The sequence below is a fragment of the Cryobacterium sp. TmT2-59 genome (assembly GCF_004403545.1).
Taxonomy (GTDB): Bacteria; Actinomycetota; Actinomycetes; order Actinomycetales; family Microbacteriaceae; genus Cryobacterium; species Cryobacterium shii.
The window spans coordinates 21,892-38,775 of sequence record NZ_SOGM01000101.1 but is presented as its reverse complement, the minus strand read 5'-3'; the positions used below and the strand labels follow the sequence as shown (position 1 = coordinate 38,775).

Here is a 16,884-nt window from a genome sequence, read left to right as displayed (position 1 = left end):
CGCCCGGCGGGCCGCCGCGGCCCGTTCCGCGACGGAGCGTGCGGCCGTGGCCCAGGCCGCTGCAGGCCGTTCCGCGCTCGCCAGGCCCGCCGCTTCCGGTGCGGCCGGCAAAGCGAGCCGCCTGCGCCGCGTGCGCGCAGTGACCTCCCTGTTCCTTCTGACCGGAGTGGTCCTGTTCGTCTCCGGCGCCTTCGCCCTCGCCGCCGGCGGAACCGGGGCGGTCCTGGTCAGCGGCCTCGTCCTGGCTGCCCTCGCCTTCGGCGCCCTGTCGCGCCTGGCCCGCACCGCTCGGCGCGCCCACGAGGGGCACGCCGCCGGGGTCGGAACCGGCGAATCCGCCACCGCGTCGCGGGTCGGGCAGACGTTCGAGCCCGTGCAGCTCGAGGAAACACCGGTCGCGGCCCACAGCTGGACGCCGCATCCGCTGCCGCTGCCGATGCATCTCTCGCGCGGCTCCGTCGCCCAGACCGCGATGGCCTCCGTGGAGGCCGCAGCGGAACTGCGCAAGGCCGCTGCCGAAGCCGAGGTGGCCCGGAGGGCCGCCCAGCTGGTCGTGGCCGCCACCCCGCTCAGACGGCCGTCGGCGGCTGCGGCCCCCGTTGCGGCCCCCGCGGCCGCGACCAGCAGGTTCGCGTCGATGGGTGTCGTCGGGGAGACCGCGCCCGGCATGAGCGATCTCGACGCCGTGCTGCGTCGGCGTCGCGCCGTCGGCTGATCAGCCGAATCATTCCGGGCTTTTCCTGCCGTTGACGGCCCGGCGGCAAAAGTCATCGGCCGCGCGTGATATTCTGCATAAGCGGTTAGGGGCTATGGCGCAGTTGGTAGCGCGTCTCGTTCGCAATGAGAAGGTCAGGAGTTCGAATCTCCTTAGCTCCACCGATTGAAATGCCCGGCAAGCCAGGTTCCCTGGCCAGCCGGGCATTTTTGTTTTCCGGGTCGTGCCGGATCGCAGTCGTAACGAATTCGACGGAGATTCTGCCCAAGTCCGTCCCAAACGGGGCAAAAGCGTGTTTTTAGAGCAGTATCTCCGTCGAATTGGTTTGACGCGGCCGGCTCCTGGTCAGCCGACGAACGTCGCCATCGTGAGCACGGTCGTGCCCTCCACGTCGGCGGTGGACAGCGCCACGCGCACGGCCCCGAGCTCGGCCAGGGAGGAGACGTGGGTGCCGCCGCAGGGGATCCGCGCGCTCTGTCCCGGCAGGTCGCAGACCCAGTACCGGCGGTCGGTGAGCAGCGGGCCGTCGGCGTCGATGTGCACGCTCGCGCCCGTGGCCACCCACTCGGCCAGCGTCGCGTTCAGGGCGCCCTGGATCTCGGGCAGCGCCTCGGCCAGGCCCTCGGTGATGAACCCCTTCTTGCGCAGGGACTTGCCGAGCCGGTAGGTGTCGACCGATTGGTTCTCCCCGATCAGGGACACATCGATCGCGGTGCCGTCGAAGTCGGGGTTGCCGAGCGCGTCGGCGCGCACCTCCTTCTTCCAGCGGTCGGCCAGAGCCAGGTTCAGGCCGAGCGCGGCGAGGTGGCACGCGGTGTGGCCCGCGGACATCCGGGTGCGGTAGTCGGCGTCGACCTCGACCTCGACGATCTGCCCCTCGGCCGGTGCGGCATCGCCCGACAGCAGATGCACCACGACGAACGCCCACCCGGCCGTTCCCTTCTGCACCGGGATGTCCCGGCCCAGATACAGCGCCGTCCCGTCCGTCGCTCCGACCACACAGTCCACCACCGGCAACTCGGCTGCCGCGGCGCGCAGCACGGCCCGGTCTGGCCCCTGATCAGGCCAGCCGGCATCCACCGGGTGCACGGGGGTGGCGTCGAGCAACACGGCGACCAGTCCAGTGACCAGCCCCTCGGCACGCGGTTCGACGTGCAGCACGGTCGCGGTGAGACGGGTCAACCCGGCCGGGTAGTCCACCCGGGTGTCCAGGGAGGGAAGGGTCATCGGCAGGTCCTTTCGGGACGACGGGACGAAAAAGGGTGTTGCCGCGGCATCCGCGGCAACACCCTGAGTTTAATCGTGGAGGCGACCCTAGGCCTTGCGTGCCTTCTCGGTCGTTTCGTTCGCCTTGGCGTGCTTGTCGGCACGCTTCTCCTTCAAGGACTTGCCGGCAACCTTTTTGGATGCGTCCTTCTTGGGTGATTTGTCAGCCATGTGTACTCCTTCGAACCGAGCCCCAGCGGCACCGTGACTTCGACCCTACGCGGGTTACCGCGAAAGGGCACCTTCCAGTTCCGCCGGAACCCGGCCCCTGTGCAACTTCGCGGCCCCGTCGTAGGCTGCACCCGAGCGGGCCGCTCCGCCGGTGTCGGCTCCACCCCGCAGAGAGGAACTCAAGATGAGCGACAAGGCCACCTACCAGGCAATCTTCTTCGGCCCCAACGTGATCGCGGCCGGCACGCCGCGGGAACTCGAATACGTCGATGGGAAGTACCAGCAGGAGGTCGTCCTCCAGATCGAGGAGGACGGGGTGACCACCCGACGTCGCTTCAAGATCGGCCGGGTGACCGATGAGCCGATTGCCTACCGTTTCGACGAAGACGTGCACGACGAGAAGGGCGAAGCGGATGTCCCCAACTAGGCGGGCATCCCCGACCGGCTAGATCCGTTTGCCCGGACCGCGGCCGAGCCGCACCGGCAACGCCATCAGCGGGCCGACGAACCGGCGCTGCAGCCTGCGGGCGGGACCCCAGACGAACTGCACCACGTACTGCGCGAGGATGGCGCCGGCGGCCAGCGCCGCGGCCACGGCGCCGGCGGTGAGCATGCTGAGCAAGCCGTCGATGTTGCCGTCGGACAGTTCCAGCAGGCCGCGGAACAGGATCAGGCCCGGCACCAGGGGCACCAGGGCCGACACCACGATCACCAGCGGGGGAGTGCGCACGATCCGCGCCGCGATCGCGGCCAGCAGCCCGACGCCCACGGCGCTCATCGCCGAGGACCAGACCAGGCCGAAACCGGCGCTCGCCCCGGCCAGATAGAAGAACTCGGCGACGGCGCCGAGCAGGCAGACCACCCAGAATGCCCGCCAGGGCACCTGCACGCCGAGGGCGAACCCCATCACGATCACCACGGATGCCGTCAGCAGCACCGGCAGATCGGCCAGGGTCGGCGCCAGGTTCGCGTCGACCTGCAACTGCAGCCCGAACCGGGCCAGCAGCAGCGACCCGCCCGCCACACCCGTGACGAGTCCGCCGGTGATCAGCAGCGCCTCCAGCATGCGGGCGGTCCCGGTCAGGTAGAAGCCGGACAGGGTGTCGTGCACGGCGCCGAAGGTGGTGACGCCGGCGAGAAGCATGATGATGGTCGCGATGACCACCAGAGACGGGTTCGCCGAGGGGTCGATCTGCGCCACGATCGCCGCGACGATCGGCCCGATCGCCCCGCCGACCACGTTTTGGTAGAACACGGGAACCTGCCGCCGCTCCAGGGACGCCGTGATCAGGTCGATGAAGAAGGTGGCGACGAAGGCGGCGATGTAGACCACCGGCCCGCCGCCGATCAGCGCGCCGGCGCCGGCACCGACGAGGCTCCAGCCCAGGCGGCGGAACAGCGCGGGCACCTGGGGTTTGGCGCTGACGATGGTGGCCAGCCGTTTGCGGGCTTCGGCGACATCCGGTGGCGAATCGAGGATTTCGGCGATCAGCTCACTCGTCGCTGTCAGCTTGCTGTAGTTCAGCGAACGGTACTTGACGTTTCGGCTGCGGGTGACCGACTCGTGAGTGGCCGGGTCCTCGTAGGTGAGGGCGATGATCGTGTGGGTGACATTGGCCTCGGTTCCCCGCAGCCCGTAGGCGCGGGTGATCGCCTCCATCGCGGCGGTGGCGTCCTCCGCGCCGGCGCCGGCCGCGAAGATGACCTCCGCGAGCCGCATGGTGAGGTCGAGGACCGAGCGGGTGTAGGCGGCGCTGTCGAAGACATTGATCGCGCGCGTGACGTCAGACATCGAGCGGGCCCAGCCAGGCCGCGGCCACGGTGGCGTGTGCGGATTCCGCGTCGGAGGGGTGGAAGATCCCGGCGAGCACATCGCGGTACAACCGGCCCAGCTCGTTGCCGGCGAAGTAGGACGAACCTCCGCTGACCCGCAGGGCCTGGTCGACGACCTGCCGGGCCGTCTCGGTGGCGCGGTGCTTGAGCCCGGACAGGAGGGGGAACCACTGCCGGCCGCGATCGACGCCGGCGTCCACGTCGTGGGCGAGGGCGTCGACCTGCGGGTACAGGCCATCCATCAGCATCGCGGCATCCGCAACCCGCCAGCGGATGTCGGGGTCCTGCGCCAGAGTGCGGCCGTCGTTCTTCAGCGAGGTGCGCCGCCCGGCGGCATCCACGGCCAGTTCGACCGCGCGCCGGCCGATGCCGGTGTAGACCGCGGCCAGCAGGATCTCGAAGTTGGCGAAGATCGCGAAGAGCAGGGGGTCCGGGTTGGGCCCCGGGTCGAGGCGGCGGAAGACCCGGTCGGGGCGGGCGGAGGCCTCGCTGAGCACGGTGCTGCGGCTCTGGCTGGCCCGCATCCCCAGGGTGTCCCAGTCGTCCTTCTGGCTGACTCCCGGGTCGGTGCGGTCGATGAAGGCCCACACGATTTTCGGCGCGTCGGGGGACTCGGTGTCCAGGCCCATGGTGCCCAGCCGGGTCCAGGCGGGGGAGAGGGTCGTGAAGATCTTGGTGCCGGTGAACCGGTAGCCACCGTCGGCCTGCGGCGAGGCCGCGGTGATCGACCCGGACAGCACCAGGTCGTTGCCTGGTTCGCTCACACCGAACCCGAAGACCTCGCAGGCGGCGGCGCCGTGCAGCACGAACGCGAGCGAGTCGTCGCCGCGGGCGTGCAGGGTGCGGGCCACGCCGGTCCAGACCAGGTGCATGTTGACGGCGAGGGCCGTGGCCGGGGCATGGGCGGCGAGCCGGATCTGGTCGCGAGCCACCTCGTTCAGGCTGCGGCCGAGGCCGCCGAATTCGACCGGAACCAGGGCTCGGAGGTAACCGGCCGCGGTCAGGTCGGCCAGATCGTCGGTGGGGAAGGTGTTGTCCCGGTCGTGGCCGGCGGCGCGGGACCGGATGCGCAGGAGGAGCTCGTCGCCGAGGGGGGAAGGGCTGGCGGGCGTAATCACGTACTCCAGCCTAACCTCCGGCCTAATCGGCCTTGCGCCTCCGCGTGGACAACCAGACGACGAGGCCGACGATCGCGGCGACGAGGGACAGGGCCAGCAGCCACGGCAGGGCGAAGCCGACGCCCACCATCGCGGCGGCCAGGGCAGCAACGAGGGCGTTCCAGCCGGCCAGGATCCCGGTCCAGAAGTCGTCAGGGGAGCCGGGGGCGACCGTGCCGGTCGAGTACAGGTCGAGGCTGATGGTCGAGAAATCCACCTGATCGGCGAGGTAGTCGCGCTGGGACTGCAGGCCCTCGAGCTCGCTCTGCCGGCTGGCCAGGGCGCTCTCGATCGCGATCAGGTCGGTGGTGCTGGTGGCCTGTTGCATCAGGGTGAGAAGGCGATCGACGGATGTCTGCAGCGACGTGATGCGCGCATCGAGGTCCTTGGTCTGCTGGGTGATATCCGAGGCATTGAGCGACACGAAATTCACCGTGCCGAGTTTTTTCAGCTCGGCGAGGGTGCGGTCTAGCTCGTCGGACGGGATGCGCAGGGCGAGGTTGGCGCTGGCCGGCTGGTTGTCGGTGGCCGGGTTCTCGGTGCGGCTGTCGATCCGGCCGCCGGCCTGCTCCGTGATGGTGACGGCAGCCTGGGCGGACTTGATCGGGTCGTCCACGGTGATGGACACGGACCCGGTGGTGATCACGTCCCGGTTCTCCGAGGTGACATTGCCCGTGCTGCCCTCCGGGGCCACGGCGTCACCGGGTTGAATCGATTTGCCGGACTGATCCGTCTGGCCGGACTGGTCGGACTGGTCGGACGAGCCGGATCCCTCGCTCGACGGGGCGGAGCCGGTTGAAGCGCCCGGCGCGGTACATCCGGCCAGGAGGAGGGCGGTGAGGACGACCGCGCACGTCAGGGAGAAACGCTTCATGGCCTCACTGTAAGGCTGCGCTCGGTGCTGGTGTCCGGACGTAAATCACGATCCAGTCTCGATGGTTGCCGCCCGACCCGACCATACTTGAACCATGACCTGGTGGGCGGACCTGACCGAACGGCTCCGATCCCGCCGCCCGCCGCTCCTGCACGTCGCGACGGATGAGGGGAGCGGCCCGGTCGTGATCCTGGTGCACGGCATCGCGTCGTCGTCGGAGACGTTCCGCGAAGTGGTGCCGCTGCTCGTGCGGAGCCACCGCGTGATCGCTCTGGACATCCTCGGCTTCGGGAAGTCGCCGGCCCCCGACGGCTGCGAGTACCGGCTCGAAGACCACGTCGACGCGCTCGCCGCCACGATCCGCTCGCTGAAGCTGCGGGAGCCTTTCATGCTGGTGGGACATTCCCTTGGCAGCCTGATCGTGGCCCGCTTCGCGGCGCTGCCCCGCACCCGGTCGTCCCGCCGCACCCGGGTGTCCCGGGTGGTGCTGGTGGGGCCGCCGGTGTACCTGTCTCCGGCCGAGATCGGTGACCGCTGGGTGCGGGCCAGGGTGAGCGCCTACCTGCGCGCCTATGATTTCCTCCGGCTGAACAAGGAGTTCACCCTCGCCAACGCGGCGATCATCACCCGGCTCCTGCCCCGAGGCATCTTCGAACTCACCGAGCGCAACTGGACGCCGTTCGTGAAATCGCTGGAGAACTGCATCGAGAACCAGACCCTGGTCAGCGACATCGCGAGTCTTCAGTTGCCCGTAGACGTGGTCTACGGCACCCTCGACGCGTTCCTCGCCGCGGGCAGCATGACGGTGATCGAACGGATGCGCCACGTCACCATGCACCGCGTCGACGCCAACGACCACCTCATCCGGCCGCGCCTGGCCCGGGTGCTGGTCGGGGTGATCGACCAGTCGGAACCGGCCGCGCCCGCCGCGTCCGTCCGCAGTCCCGGCCCCGGTGATTAGGCTGAGGGAATGGACACACGCACATTGGGAAGAACCGGCCGAACCGTCTCCGTGATCGGGTTGGGCACCTGGCAACTGGGAGCGGACTGGGGTGACGTGTCGGAGGCCGACGCTACCGCGGTGCTCGCGGCATCCGTCGACGCGGGCGTCACGATCTTCGACACCGCCGACGTCTACGGCGACGGCCGCAGCGAGCAGATCATCGGGCGCTTCCTCGCCGGCAGCAGCGCCGAGGACACCCTCACGGTGGCCACCAAGATGGGGCGCCGGGTCGACCAGCTGGCCGAGAACTACTCGCTGGCCAACTTCCGGGCCTGGACGGACCGGTCCCGCACGAACCTCGGGATGGACACCCTGCACCTGGTGCAGCTGCACTGCCCGCCCACCGACGTCGTCGAGTCCGATCTGGTCTACGACGCCCTCGACACCCTCGTCGCCGAGGGCGCGATCGCCGCCTACGGGGTCAGCGTCGAGACCTGCGACCAGGCGCTCGCCGCGATCGAGCGGCCGGGACTGGCCACCGTGCAGATCATTCTGAACGCGTTCCGGCTCAAGCCGCTGGATGCCGTCGTGCCCGCCGCGCGCGCCGCCGGCGTCGGCATCATCGCCCGGGTCCCGCTGGCGAGCGGCCTGCTCACCGGCAAGTACACCCGCGAGACCACGTTCGCGGCCAACGACCACCGCAACTACAACCGGGACGGCAGCGCCTTCGACGTGGGCGAGACGTTCTCGGGCGTCGACTACGAGACCGGCCTGAAGGCCGCGGCCGAGTTCGCGGCCCTGGTGCCCGAAGGCCTGTCTCCGGCCCAGGCCGCGCTGGCCTGGGTGGCCCAGATCGACGGCGTCAGCGCCGTCATCCCCGGCGCCCGGTCGGTGCAACAGGCGCAGGGCAACGCCGCCGCCGGCTCGGTCCCCGAGCTGAGCCTCGCGTTCCACGAGGGCGTGCAGGACATCTACGACCGGATGCTGCGCGACCAGATCCACCCGCGCTGGTAAGCAGCCCCGGCTAAGCAGCCCCCGGCTAAGCAGCCTCGCCGCTGTTACCTTTCCGGTCGAGAGTGCCCGTTCCGCCGGTCACTCTCGACCGGAACGGGCACTGTCGCTGCGGCTACTCCTGACCGAAACTGGAACTGGAACTGGAACTGGAACCGGAACTGGAACTGGAACTGGAACCGGAGCGGGCGCCGTCGCGGCGGGCGGGGTAGGCCTGGCGAGACCGGCCTCGGGCGGCGAGGAGGAGATCGGCCGCCTTCTCGCCGATCACGATGGCGGGCGCATTGGTGTGACCGCGGATGATCATCGGCATGATCGACGCGTCGGCGACGCGGAGGCCGTCGACGCCGCGCACGCGCAGCTCCGGGTCCACCACCGAGGCCGGGTCGGCGCCCATCCGGGCCGTGCCGACCGGGTGGTACAGCGTGTGGGCGTGGTCGTCGAGGGCCCGGGCCAGCCGGTCGGCGCTGCTCAGCGCGGCGCTGTCGACGGGCATGATCAGCCGCCCGGTCGTGGCGGCGTGCAGTGCCGGCGCCTGCAGCAGCCGCTCGCACCAGGAGAGCCCGGCCAGCAGCGTGGCCCGGTCGGCTCCCTCGGGGTCGCTGAGGTAGCGCGGGTCGATCAGGGCCTTCTCGAGCGGGTCGGCCGAGGCGAGCGTGACACGCCCGTGGCTCTTCGGCTGCAGCAGGATGGCGCCCACGGTCAGCCCGTGGGCCGGCGTGGGCACGAGGCCCTCGCCGACGTAGGCGACCGGGGCGAAGATGATCTCGATGTCGGCCAGCGTGAGATCGGGGCGGGTGCGGATGAAGCCGTAGGCCTCGGCCACGTTCGAGGTGAGCATGCCCCGGCGGCGCAGCAGGTAGGCCGCGATCTCACCCGGCTTCTGCGCGGTGAGGAGCGTGTCCCGGGTGGTCTCCGCGACGAGGCCGGAGAGCAGGTGGTCGCGCAGGTTCGCGCCGACCTCCGGTGCGTGGGCGAGAACCGCGATGCCGTGCCGGCGCAGCTGGTCGGCGTCGCCGATGCCGGAGAGCATCAGCAGCTGGGGCGTGTTCACGGCCCCGCCGGAGAGCACGGTCTCCTCGCGGGCCAGCACCCGGCGCAGGCTGCCGCCGCGCAGGTACTCCACCCCGATCGCGCGCGTGCCCTCGAACAGCACCCGGGTGGCGTGCGCGCCGGTGCGGACCGTGAGATTGCGCCGCTTCCGGGCGGGTTTGAGGTAGGCGTCGGCGGTGCTGACCCGGGAGCCGCGGCGCTGGGTGACCATGGTCTGGCTGAACCCGTCCGGCTGGGCGGCGTTCGCGGCCTCGACGGTGAGGCCCAGTTCGGCCGCGGCGGCGAGGAAGGCCCCGGTGTGGGACCGCGAGCTGCGCTGCCGCTGCACCCGCACGGGACCGCGGCGGCCGTGCGCGGCATCCGTCGTCCCGGCGACCCGCTCGACCCGGCGGAAATAGGGCAGCAGCGAGGCCCAGGACCAGTCCGGCCCGGCGACGTCGCCCCAGTGGTCGTAGTCCGCGGCGAAACCCCGCACCCACATCATGGCGTTCATCGACGAGGAACCGCCGAGCACCTTGCCGCGCGGCCAGTAGACGCTGCGGCCGCCGAGGGCGGGCTGCGGCACGGTGTCGTAGTTCCAGTCGAGGCCGGAGCGGAACAGCTGGGAGAAGGCCGCGGGGATGTGGATCTCCGCTTTCCGGTCGACCGGGCCGGCCTCCAGGAGCAGCACCGACGAGGTGCCGTCGGCGCTGAGGCGCTCGGCGAGGGCGGATCCGGAGGAGCCGGCCCCCACGATCACATAGTCGAACGTCTCGGCGACGGGGTTCTCCCGGTTCGAATTCACGCGGCTCACCGGAGCACCTTCCCGAGGGCCTGGGCGTCGGACGTGGACAGTGCTTCCTCGGCGAGCAGGGCTTCCGCGGCGCGCAGGTCCTTCCGCAGGATCTTGCCCGACAAAGACTTCGGGATCTGACCGGTGAACTGCACCCGGCGCACCTTCTTGTGCGGCGCCACCTGCCCGGCGATGAACGCCATCACCTCGTCGCCGGTGAGCGCGGCATCCGGCTGGAGCACGACGAACGCCTTCGGCACCTCTTCGCCCGCGTCGTCCGGCACGCCGATCACCGCCGCGTCGTAGATCAACGGATGCCCGAGCAGCAGCGCCTCGAGCTCGGCCGGGGCCACCTGGTAGCCCTTGTACTTGATCAGCTCCTTGAGCCGGTCGACGATCGTGACGTAGCCGTCGGAACTGACCGTGGCGATGTCGCCGGTGTGCAGGAAACCGTCGGCGTCGAGGGTCTCGGCGGTGGCGGCGTCGTTGCCGAGGTAGCCGAGCATGATGTTCGGGCCCCGGCAGAGCAGTTCGCCGGGCGCGCTCGTGCCCTCGGCCGGCTGGTGGATTTCGGCGCCGGTCTCCGGGTCGATCAGCTTGCACTCGATGTTCGGCAGGGTCAGCCCCACCGAGTCCAGCGGGATGTCGCCGCGGTCCAGCGGGATGGCGTGCGAGACCGGGCTCATTTCGCTCATCCCGTAGCCCTGCCGCACCCGGCAGCCCAGCCGCTCGGCCACGGCCGCGCCGAGGGTGTGGTTCAGTGAGGCGGCCCCGGAGAAGATGGTGTGCACGCTTGAGAAGTCGTACTCGGCGACCAGCGGATGCTTCGCCAGGGCCACCGCGATCGGCGGCGCGATGAACACGTAGGTGGCCTGGTAGTCCTGGATGAAGCGCAGGAAGTCGGGCAGGTCGAACCGCGGCATCGTGACCAGGCCGGCCCGGCCGGCCAGCGCGATGTTCAGCAGCACCGTCATGCCGTAGATGTGGAAGAAGGGCAGCACGGCCAGCACCCGGTCGTCGGGGGTCGCGCCGATCAGGGGCAGGGACTGGGCGACGTTCGCGACCAGGTTGCGGTGGGTGAGCATGACCCCCTTGGGGTGCCCGGTGGTGCCGGAGGAGAACGGCAGCACGGCCAGGTGGGTGCCCGGGTCGATGCTGACGCTCGGCGCCGGGTGTGCCTCCCGCAGCAGGTCGTTGAGCGAGGCGTGGCCGGGCGCGCCGTCGAGCACGATCACCTGGTCGGCGCCGAGTCCGGCACTCGCGGCGGCCTGAAGCGCCTGCGGTAGGAGCGGGGAGACGGTGAACAGCAGCCGCGCCCCGGAACCGCGCAGCTGGGCGGCGATCTCCTCGGCGGTGTACAGCGCGTTGACGGTGGTGGCCGTGGCGCCGGCGCGCAGGATGCCGTGGAAGACGGCGGCGAACGCGGGCACATTGGGGGAGTGAAGTGCCACGACGTCGCCGGCGACGATGCCGCGGGCGGAGAGGGCCCCGGCGACGCCGGTGATCTGGGCCAGCAGCCCGCGGTAGCTGGTCTCGGCGCCGGACGGGCCGTCGATCAGGGCGACCCGGTCGAGGTCCGCCTCGAGGATCCCGCCGAACAGGTACTCGAACACGCTGAGGTCGGGAATCTCGACCTCAGGAATCGGACTGGTGAACACCACGGCTATCTCCTTTGATGGGCGGCAGGTGAAACGAATGTGCAGGTGGGCGGGGCAGGTGGGACGGGGGCAGCGGGTGCGGCGCGGGCTCAGGCGCGGAAGGCGGAGGCGAAGACCCGGGGCATCCGCAGCCAGGACGGATGCGCGGCGAACCGGGACAGGAGGCGTCCGGTCGCGGCACCGCTGCGGGAGGTGACGAACCACGGCGGCTTCGGGAACAGGGCGAACTCGCCGTGCAGCACCGAGTGCGGGAACGGGCGGAACGGGCCGCTCACGACCGTGCGCTCGGGGGAATCGATCAGCAGGGCGTTGTGCACGATTCCGATCCCGCTCTGCACGTCGTCGATGGTGTGCCCCGGGTAGGCTCCCCAGGGTGCGGCGGCGGTGAGGAACCCGAGGCCGGTCCAGGTGTTGATGGCGATGGTGCCGTAGCGGAGCCGGGCCACGGCCTCCCGGAATCCGGCGCCGAGGCTCTTGATCGTGCGCGGTTCCGCGATGATATTGGCGCCGAGGGTGCCGAGGAAGTCCCGGTTGACGGTCTCGACGGCTGCGTGCAGGAACTCGGCCCCGGTTCCGGGGAGCTCGATCACGCCGAGCACGGGGGAGAAGGTCTCGGTCGCGGTGATGGCCGACGGGTCTCCGGCGCCGACGACGACGAGGAGACGCCCGCCGTCGCCGAGGCGCTCGGCGCCCGGGTAGGCGGCGGCGGCCTTGGCGACGCGGCCGTCGCTGCCGGGGTACCAGGCCGGGCGGGCCGGGGTGCGGCCGATCGCGGCCCGCAGCTCGACCAGGAACGCGTCCTTCTGCGCCCAGTCTCGGCTGAGGACGACGACCTGCCCGGCGATGCAGTTGTAGCCCCCGTTGTGCAGCCGCTGGGTGGCGACATGCTCCGCCTGGTAGCGCAGGTCCCTGCGGCTCCAGTTGCCGGGCAGAACGATGATGGGGGCGACTCCGCCGAGTTCGCTGGTGATGGGCTTGGCGAGGAGCGGAGACCCCCCGGCCCGCCGCTCGGCGCCGGCCGGCCCGGCGCCGTAGACGACGACGTCGTGGGTGGCGGCGCTGCCCGTGATGTGCACGTGCACGATCCCCGGGTGGTGGGCCAGGTAGCCGCCCAGGATGCCGTCGCCGGTCAGGATCCGCAGCACGCCGTGCTCGATCAGGGGCGCGAGGGCCGCCTGGTAGACGGGGAGCATGGCCTCGAGCACGGGGTTCAGTTTCAGCAGTACCACCCGGTTGTGGGCGACCAGCTCGTAGAGCACGTCCAACGGCGGGATCGAGGTGATGTTGCCGGCCCCGAGCACGAGCCCGATGCCACCGGTGCGTTCGGGATGCAGTTCGGCCAGACCGGCCCGGGAACGCACGGTGTCGGCGGTGACGCCCGGCGGCATCCAAACCTCGGCCGTGAACCCGTGCAGCAGCAGCGCCTCGTGCGCCGTGTGCGGGAGGACCCGCACGGTGACCCGGCCGCCGGGAGCGCGGCCGAACCGGGCTCCGGCGAGCGGACTCGTGCCCCGGCTGATGCGGGTCAGGCTCTGCTGCAGGGTCGCGGCGGCCGTGAGCAGCGGGTACGGGCCGGAGATCCATTCCTCGCCCCCGAGCGGGGAGTCGGCGTCGAGGCCCTTGATGCGACTGGCGGTGGTGGCCCAGGCTTCGGCCTGCGCGGCGACCGCGGCGTGCACCTCGGCGAGCAGCGCCACCCGCTGGGGCAGGGTCGTCTGCGCCCAGCGCTGCTCCCCGGCGGCCAGCTCGGCGATCATCCGGTCGGCCCGGGCGAACATCTCGGCGGCGGCGGCGGCCGTGGTGGTGGCGTGTGCGGGTGCGGTTGTAGCGGGTGCTGGTACGGGCATGGGCTCGGTCGTGGTCATCGGTTCCCCTGGTCTGTGACGAACGGTGGACTGGTCTCCGGCACAATCCGTCGGCGGGGCGTCCGGTTCTCCGGCAGGGTCTGCCCGAGCACGCAGGACACGGTCGTCGCTGGTTGGCTGGGGTCAACTCTGTAGGGCGGCGATGCTGCGCGCCATAGGCGGTCGCCGCCAGTTCGGGGCGCATCCTTGTGCGGCGGCACAAAAGTGCCGGTTGCCCGCTCTAGGATTCAGGGATGACTGACCAGCAGGCAACCCTCCCCGGCACCGATACGGCAGAACTCTTCACCGGTCTGCTCGACGCGGCCGACACGCTCACGGATGCCGTGTGCGCCCAGATCGTCGGCGCCGAACAGGCCTACTCGGACAGCAGCCTGCTGCCGTTCGAGTTGCTCCGGTCCGTGGTCAGCGAGAACATCACGGCTCTGATCCGGGCCCTGCAGGCGGGCGAAGCACCCGGCCTGGCACCCGGCCTGGCAACCGGCGCGGCAACCGACGGGGCAATCGATCTCGAGACCGGCGTGACAACCGGTTTGTCGATCCTGGACGCGCCGCGGCGGGCTGGACAGGTGAAGGCGGAGCATGGCATCCCGATGGCGAGCCTGCTGCACGCCTACCGGCTGGCCGGCCTGCAGATCTGGGAGGAGCTGGTCAGACGGTCCGTGGCCTCGCAGCGCTTTGAGGCCCTGCTGCTGGTCTCGTCGGAGGTGTGGGGCATGATCGACACCTTCTCGAGTGCGGCCGCCGAGGCCTATCGGCAGGTGGTCGACGCGCAGGAGCGCCGCAACCGCCAGGCCAGGAGCCTGATGTTGCTGAGCCTGCTCGACGGCAGCGCGCCGCCCGCCGACGCGGGCCGGGCCCTGCGCACGCTCGGGCTGCCGGAGCACGGCACATTCGTTCTGGTGGCCGCCGAGCTGAGCGGCACGGGCGAGGCGTCCCTGCCGGGCATCGTGCAGACCCTCCGGGCGGCCGGACTGGCATCGGCGTGGACGGCGCTGCAGGGTGACCAGGTGGGCATCCTCAGTGCTTCGCCGGAGGCGGGCGCGGCGACGGGGCTGGCCATCCTTGATGCCGCGGCGACCACCCGGGTGGGCGTCAGTCGCCCGTTCACCGGGATCGGCGGGGCGCCGGACGCCCTGCGCCAGGCCCGGCTGGCGGTCGGCTGCCTGCCGCCGGCGGGCGTCGGCGCGCACGCCTACGGTGCCGCCCCGCTCGACCTGCTGCTGGTCACGCAGCCGGACTACGCGGCCGAGCTGCAGCAGTGCGTGTTCGGCGATCTGCTCGCCGCCCACGATGCCGACCTGCTGCTGGCCACGCTCGAGGCGTGGTTCGCGGCCGACGGCTCAACGGCCGAGACCGGCCGTGGGCTGCACTGCCACCGCAATACCGTGCTCTACCGGCTCGGCCGGGTCGAGGAGCTGACCGGCCGTTCGACGGCGCGGCCGATCGAGGCGGCGGAACTCTACGCGGCCCTCCGGGCGGTGCGGCTCGCGGGCTGAGACCCCAGCTCAGTCTCCGCGGTCAGTCGAGGTCGTTGGCCCGGTGCTGACGGCCCGGTGCTGACGGTTCAGTCGAGGTCGTCGGGGTCTTTGCCGGTGCGCTCGCCGCAGTCGAGGGCGGCGATGGCGGCCAGATCCTGCGGGTCGAGGGCGAAGTCGAACACGTCCAGGTTCTCCCGGATGCGTGACGGCGTCACCGACTTCGGGATCACGACCGTGCCCAGCTCGAGGTGCCAGCGGATGACGACCTGCGCGGCCGACTTGCCGTATTTGGCGCCGATGCCGTCGAGGGTCTCGTCCCCGATCGCGCGGCCGCGGGCCAGCGGCGACCACGCCTCGGTCAGGATGCCGCGGGCCGTGTCGTACGCGCGCACGGCGGACTGCTGAAGCCACGGGTGCAGCTCCACCTGATTGATGGCCGGAACGACATCCGTCTCGGCCAGCAGGCGGTCCAGGTGGTGGGTGTGGAAGTTGGACACCCCGATCGAGCGGGCCCGGCCGTCGGCGCGCAGCGTCTCGAGCGCGCGGTAGGCCTCGACGTACCGGTTCTGGCGGGGCGCGGGCCAGTGGATCAGGTACAGGTCGACGTAGTCCAGGCCGAGCCTGGCCAGGCTCTCGTCGAAGGCACGCAGGGTCTCCTCCGTGCCGTGACGGTCGTTCCAGACCTTGGTCGTGACGAAGACGTCCTCCCGAGGCAGGCCGGAGCGCGCGATGCCCTGGCCGACCCCGGTCTCGTTCTCGTAGAGCGCTGCCGTGTCGATGTGGCGGTAGCCCGCCTCGAGGGCGACCTGCACGGCGTCGGCGGCCGCGGCATCCGCGATCTTGTACACGCCCAGGCCCAGCTGGGGGATGAGGTGTCCGTCGTTGAGTCGCAGCAGAGGTGAGAACGTCATCCCCCTATCCTGCCCCTCCGGCCGCGCGTCAGATGCGCCACCCGACGGGCCTGCATATTCCGCCGAGCCGTGAGCATCGCCCCACTTTTCAGCGAAAACGGGGGCGATGCTCACGGCTCGGCGAAGAAATCGGTGCTCAGAAGAGGCAGCCGCGCGCGGCGAGGGCGACGCGTACCCGGCGGAGGAACTCCCGGCCGCCGTGCATCAGGTCGTCGTCGGTGATGCGGATGACCCGCCAGCCCAGATCCTCCAGCCGCTCCCGGCGGGTGATGTCGGAGCGAAACCGGCTGCGGTCGGTGCGGTGCTGCTCGCCTTCGTACTCCACGCAGACCCGCCAGGCCGGCCAGGCGAGGTCGACCCGGGCCACGAAGCATCCGGCGGTATCCGTCACCTCGAAATTCACGACCGGTTCGGGCACCCCGGAGTCCAGGAGCAGGAGGCGGGTCTCGGTTTCCTTGGCCGAATCGACCCGCGCGCGGCTGCACAGGGCCGCTTCGCGCAGACCACGGATGCCCCGGCGCCCGGCCAGGCCTGCGACGGCGGCGCGCAGTTCCCCGGGCGTGTATCGCGGATGCTGCCCCGCGCACAGAAAATCGGCGACGGCGATCAGAGACCCGCGATCCAGCACCGGGCCGAGGTCGATCCAGGTCTGCCGCGGGGTCGTGAGCGGAAGCCCGTCGATCAGCTCGACATCCATCAGGCGCTCGCACAGCTCGTGCCCGACGACCCCGGCCATCTGCGGCGACCGGTGCGCGGCCGGCACGGTGACGTGCAGGCGGCAATCGGCGAGCGCCCAATGCGGCAGAGGCAGGCCGTGCAGCGTTGCCGCGGTGACGTGGCTGAACACGTGGGTGGGCGGCATCCGGGCCGTGTAGGCGCGGCACAACTCGCTGATCGACGCCGGAGGGGCACCGGCCACGCGCACGCCGCGGAACGGCCTGGCGAGATCGCGGCCCCCGAGGCGGTTCTTTCCCACGCCCAGGTCGAGCGCCCGGCCGACCAGGAACGGTTCATCCCCGAATTCGGGCGGCAGCGGGCTGTGCGGCGACATGCCTCGAGGATGTCCCACGCGGCATCCGCCCGCTCGATCTCTCCACAGGCCCCGCAAAACCCGGTCACTCCCGCCGCCGAGCCGTGAGGAAGTCTCCTCAAAACACGAAAAACAGGAGCCGAACTC

General features: G+C 70.9%; 14 protein-coding genes, 1 tRNA gene and 1 pseudogene. 6 read left to right on the top strand and 10 right to left on the bottom strand.

What is annotated here, in order from left to right:
• Together E3T24_RS17495 and E3T24_RS16520 are read left to right on the top strand one after the other, a co-directional pair.
• Positions 1-715, top strand: a pseudogene (locus E3T24_RS17495) (hypothetical protein); the annotation flags it as partial.
• Between the two features lie 88 nt (positions 716-803).
• A tRNA-Ala gene (locus E3T24_RS16520) sits at positions 804-876 on the top strand.
• 184 nt (positions 877-1,060) lie between these two features.
• Here the strand turns inward: E3T24_RS16520 and E3T24_RS16515 are convergent.
• Both E3T24_RS16515 and E3T24_RS18205 read right to left on the bottom strand, forming a co-directional pair.
• A complete protein-coding gene (locus E3T24_RS16515; RefSeq protein ID WP_134366099.1) occupies positions 1,061-1,942 on the bottom strand; it encodes a metal-dependent hydrolase in 882 nt (293 codons plus the stop codon).
• A gap of 87 nt (positions 1,943-2,029) precedes the next feature.
• Complete coding sequence (locus E3T24_RS18205) at positions 2,030-2,152, bottom strand: hypothetical protein (RefSeq protein ID WP_255408599.1); 123 nt, start codon at positions 2,150-2,152, stop codon at positions 2,030-2,032.
• 184 nt (positions 2,153-2,336) lie between these two features.
• Between E3T24_RS18205 and E3T24_RS16510 the strand changes: the two genes are divergently transcribed.
• On the top strand, positions 2,337-2,579 hold the full coding sequence (locus tag E3T24_RS16510; RefSeq protein ID WP_134366098.1) for a hypothetical protein: 243 nt from the start codon (positions 2,337-2,339) through the stop codon (positions 2,577-2,579).
• Positions 2,580-2,597: 18 nt separating this feature from the next.
• Here the strand turns inward: E3T24_RS16510 and E3T24_RS16505 are convergent, their stop codons facing one another.
• From E3T24_RS16505 to E3T24_RS16495, 3 genes are read right to left on the bottom strand one after another with little or no spacing between them, the layout of a single operon-like run.
• Positions 2,598-3,944 (bottom strand): threonine/serine exporter family protein, encoded by a 1,347-nt coding sequence (locus E3T24_RS16505; RefSeq protein ID WP_160141078.1) that lies wholly within the window; start codon positions 3,942-3,944, stop codon positions 2,598-2,600.
• A complete protein-coding gene (locus tag E3T24_RS16500; protein ID WP_134366106.1) occupies positions 3,937-5,100 on the bottom strand; it encodes an acyl-CoA dehydrogenase family protein in 1,164 nt (387 codons plus the stop codon). The genes E3T24_RS16505 and E3T24_RS16500 overlap by 8 nt, the downstream gene beginning before the upstream one ends.
• Positions 5,101-5,125: 25 nt before the next feature.
• On the bottom strand, positions 5,126-6,016 hold the full coding sequence (locus E3T24_RS16495; protein WP_134366096.1) for a DUF4349 domain-containing protein: 891 nt from the start codon (positions 6,014-6,016) through the stop codon (positions 5,126-5,128).
• A 94-nt stretch (positions 6,017-6,110) separates the two neighbouring features.
• Here E3T24_RS16495 and E3T24_RS16490 point away from each other — a divergent pair, with 94 nt between their 5' ends.
• Together E3T24_RS16490 and E3T24_RS16485 are read left to right on the top strand one after the other, a co-directional pair.
• On the top strand, positions 6,111-6,977 hold the full coding sequence (locus E3T24_RS16490; protein WP_134434874.1) for an alpha/beta hydrolase: 867 nt from the start codon (positions 6,111-6,113) through the stop codon (positions 6,975-6,977).
• A 9-nt stretch (positions 6,978-6,986) separates the two neighbouring features.
• A complete protein-coding gene (locus E3T24_RS16485) occupies positions 6,987-7,973 on the top strand; it encodes an aldo/keto reductase (protein ID WP_134366094.1) in 987 nt (328 codons plus the stop codon).
• A 112-nt stretch (positions 7,974-8,085) separates the two neighbouring features.
• On the opposite strand, the gene E3T24_RS16480 is transcribed toward E3T24_RS16485, so the two are convergent.
• The 3 genes from E3T24_RS16480 to E3T24_RS16470 form a co-directional block, all read right to left on the bottom strand.
• Positions 8,086-9,816 carry a GMC family oxidoreductase N-terminal domain-containing protein gene (locus tag E3T24_RS16480; RefSeq protein ID WP_241978727.1) on the bottom strand — a complete coding sequence of 577 codons (1,731 nt, stop codon included), beginning with the start codon at positions 9,814-9,816 and terminating at the stop codon, positions 8,086-8,088.
• The gene (locus E3T24_RS16475) at positions 9,813-11,453 is read right to left on the bottom strand and encodes an AMP-binding protein (RefSeq protein WP_198419689.1); all 1,641 of its coding nucleotides are present in this window, start codon (positions 11,451-11,453) and stop codon (positions 9,813-9,815) included. Before E3T24_RS16475 ends, E3T24_RS16480 begins: the two co-directional genes overlap by 4 nt.
• Before the next feature lie 89 nt (positions 11,454-11,542).
• The gene (locus E3T24_RS16470; RefSeq protein WP_134434872.1) at positions 11,543-13,318 is read right to left on the bottom strand and encodes an aldehyde dehydrogenase family protein; all 1,776 of its coding nucleotides are present in this window, start codon (positions 13,316-13,318) and stop codon (positions 11,543-11,545) included.
• 233 nt (positions 13,319-13,551) lie between these two features.
• Here E3T24_RS16470 and E3T24_RS16465 point away from each other — a divergent pair, with 233 nt between their 5' ends.
• Entirely contained in the window at positions 13,552-14,814 is a 1,263-nt protein-coding gene (locus E3T24_RS16465; RefSeq protein ID WP_134366092.1) for a helix-turn-helix domain-containing protein, read from the top strand.
• A gap of 68 nt (positions 14,815-14,882) precedes the next feature.
• Here the strand turns inward: E3T24_RS16465 and E3T24_RS16460 are convergent, their stop codons facing one another.
• Positions 14,883-15,707, bottom strand: coding sequence for an aldo/keto reductase (locus E3T24_RS16460; protein WP_134405156.1), 825 nt, complete (start codon positions 15,705-15,707; stop codon positions 14,883-14,885).
• A gap of 136 nt (positions 15,708-15,843) precedes the next feature.
• Positions 15,844-16,758 carry a DUF559 domain-containing protein gene (locus E3T24_RS16455; RefSeq protein ID WP_134366090.1) on the bottom strand — a complete coding sequence of 305 codons (915 nt, stop codon included), beginning with the start codon at positions 16,756-16,758 and terminating at the stop codon, positions 15,844-15,846.
• Positions 16,759-16,884: the final 126 nt, after the last annotated feature.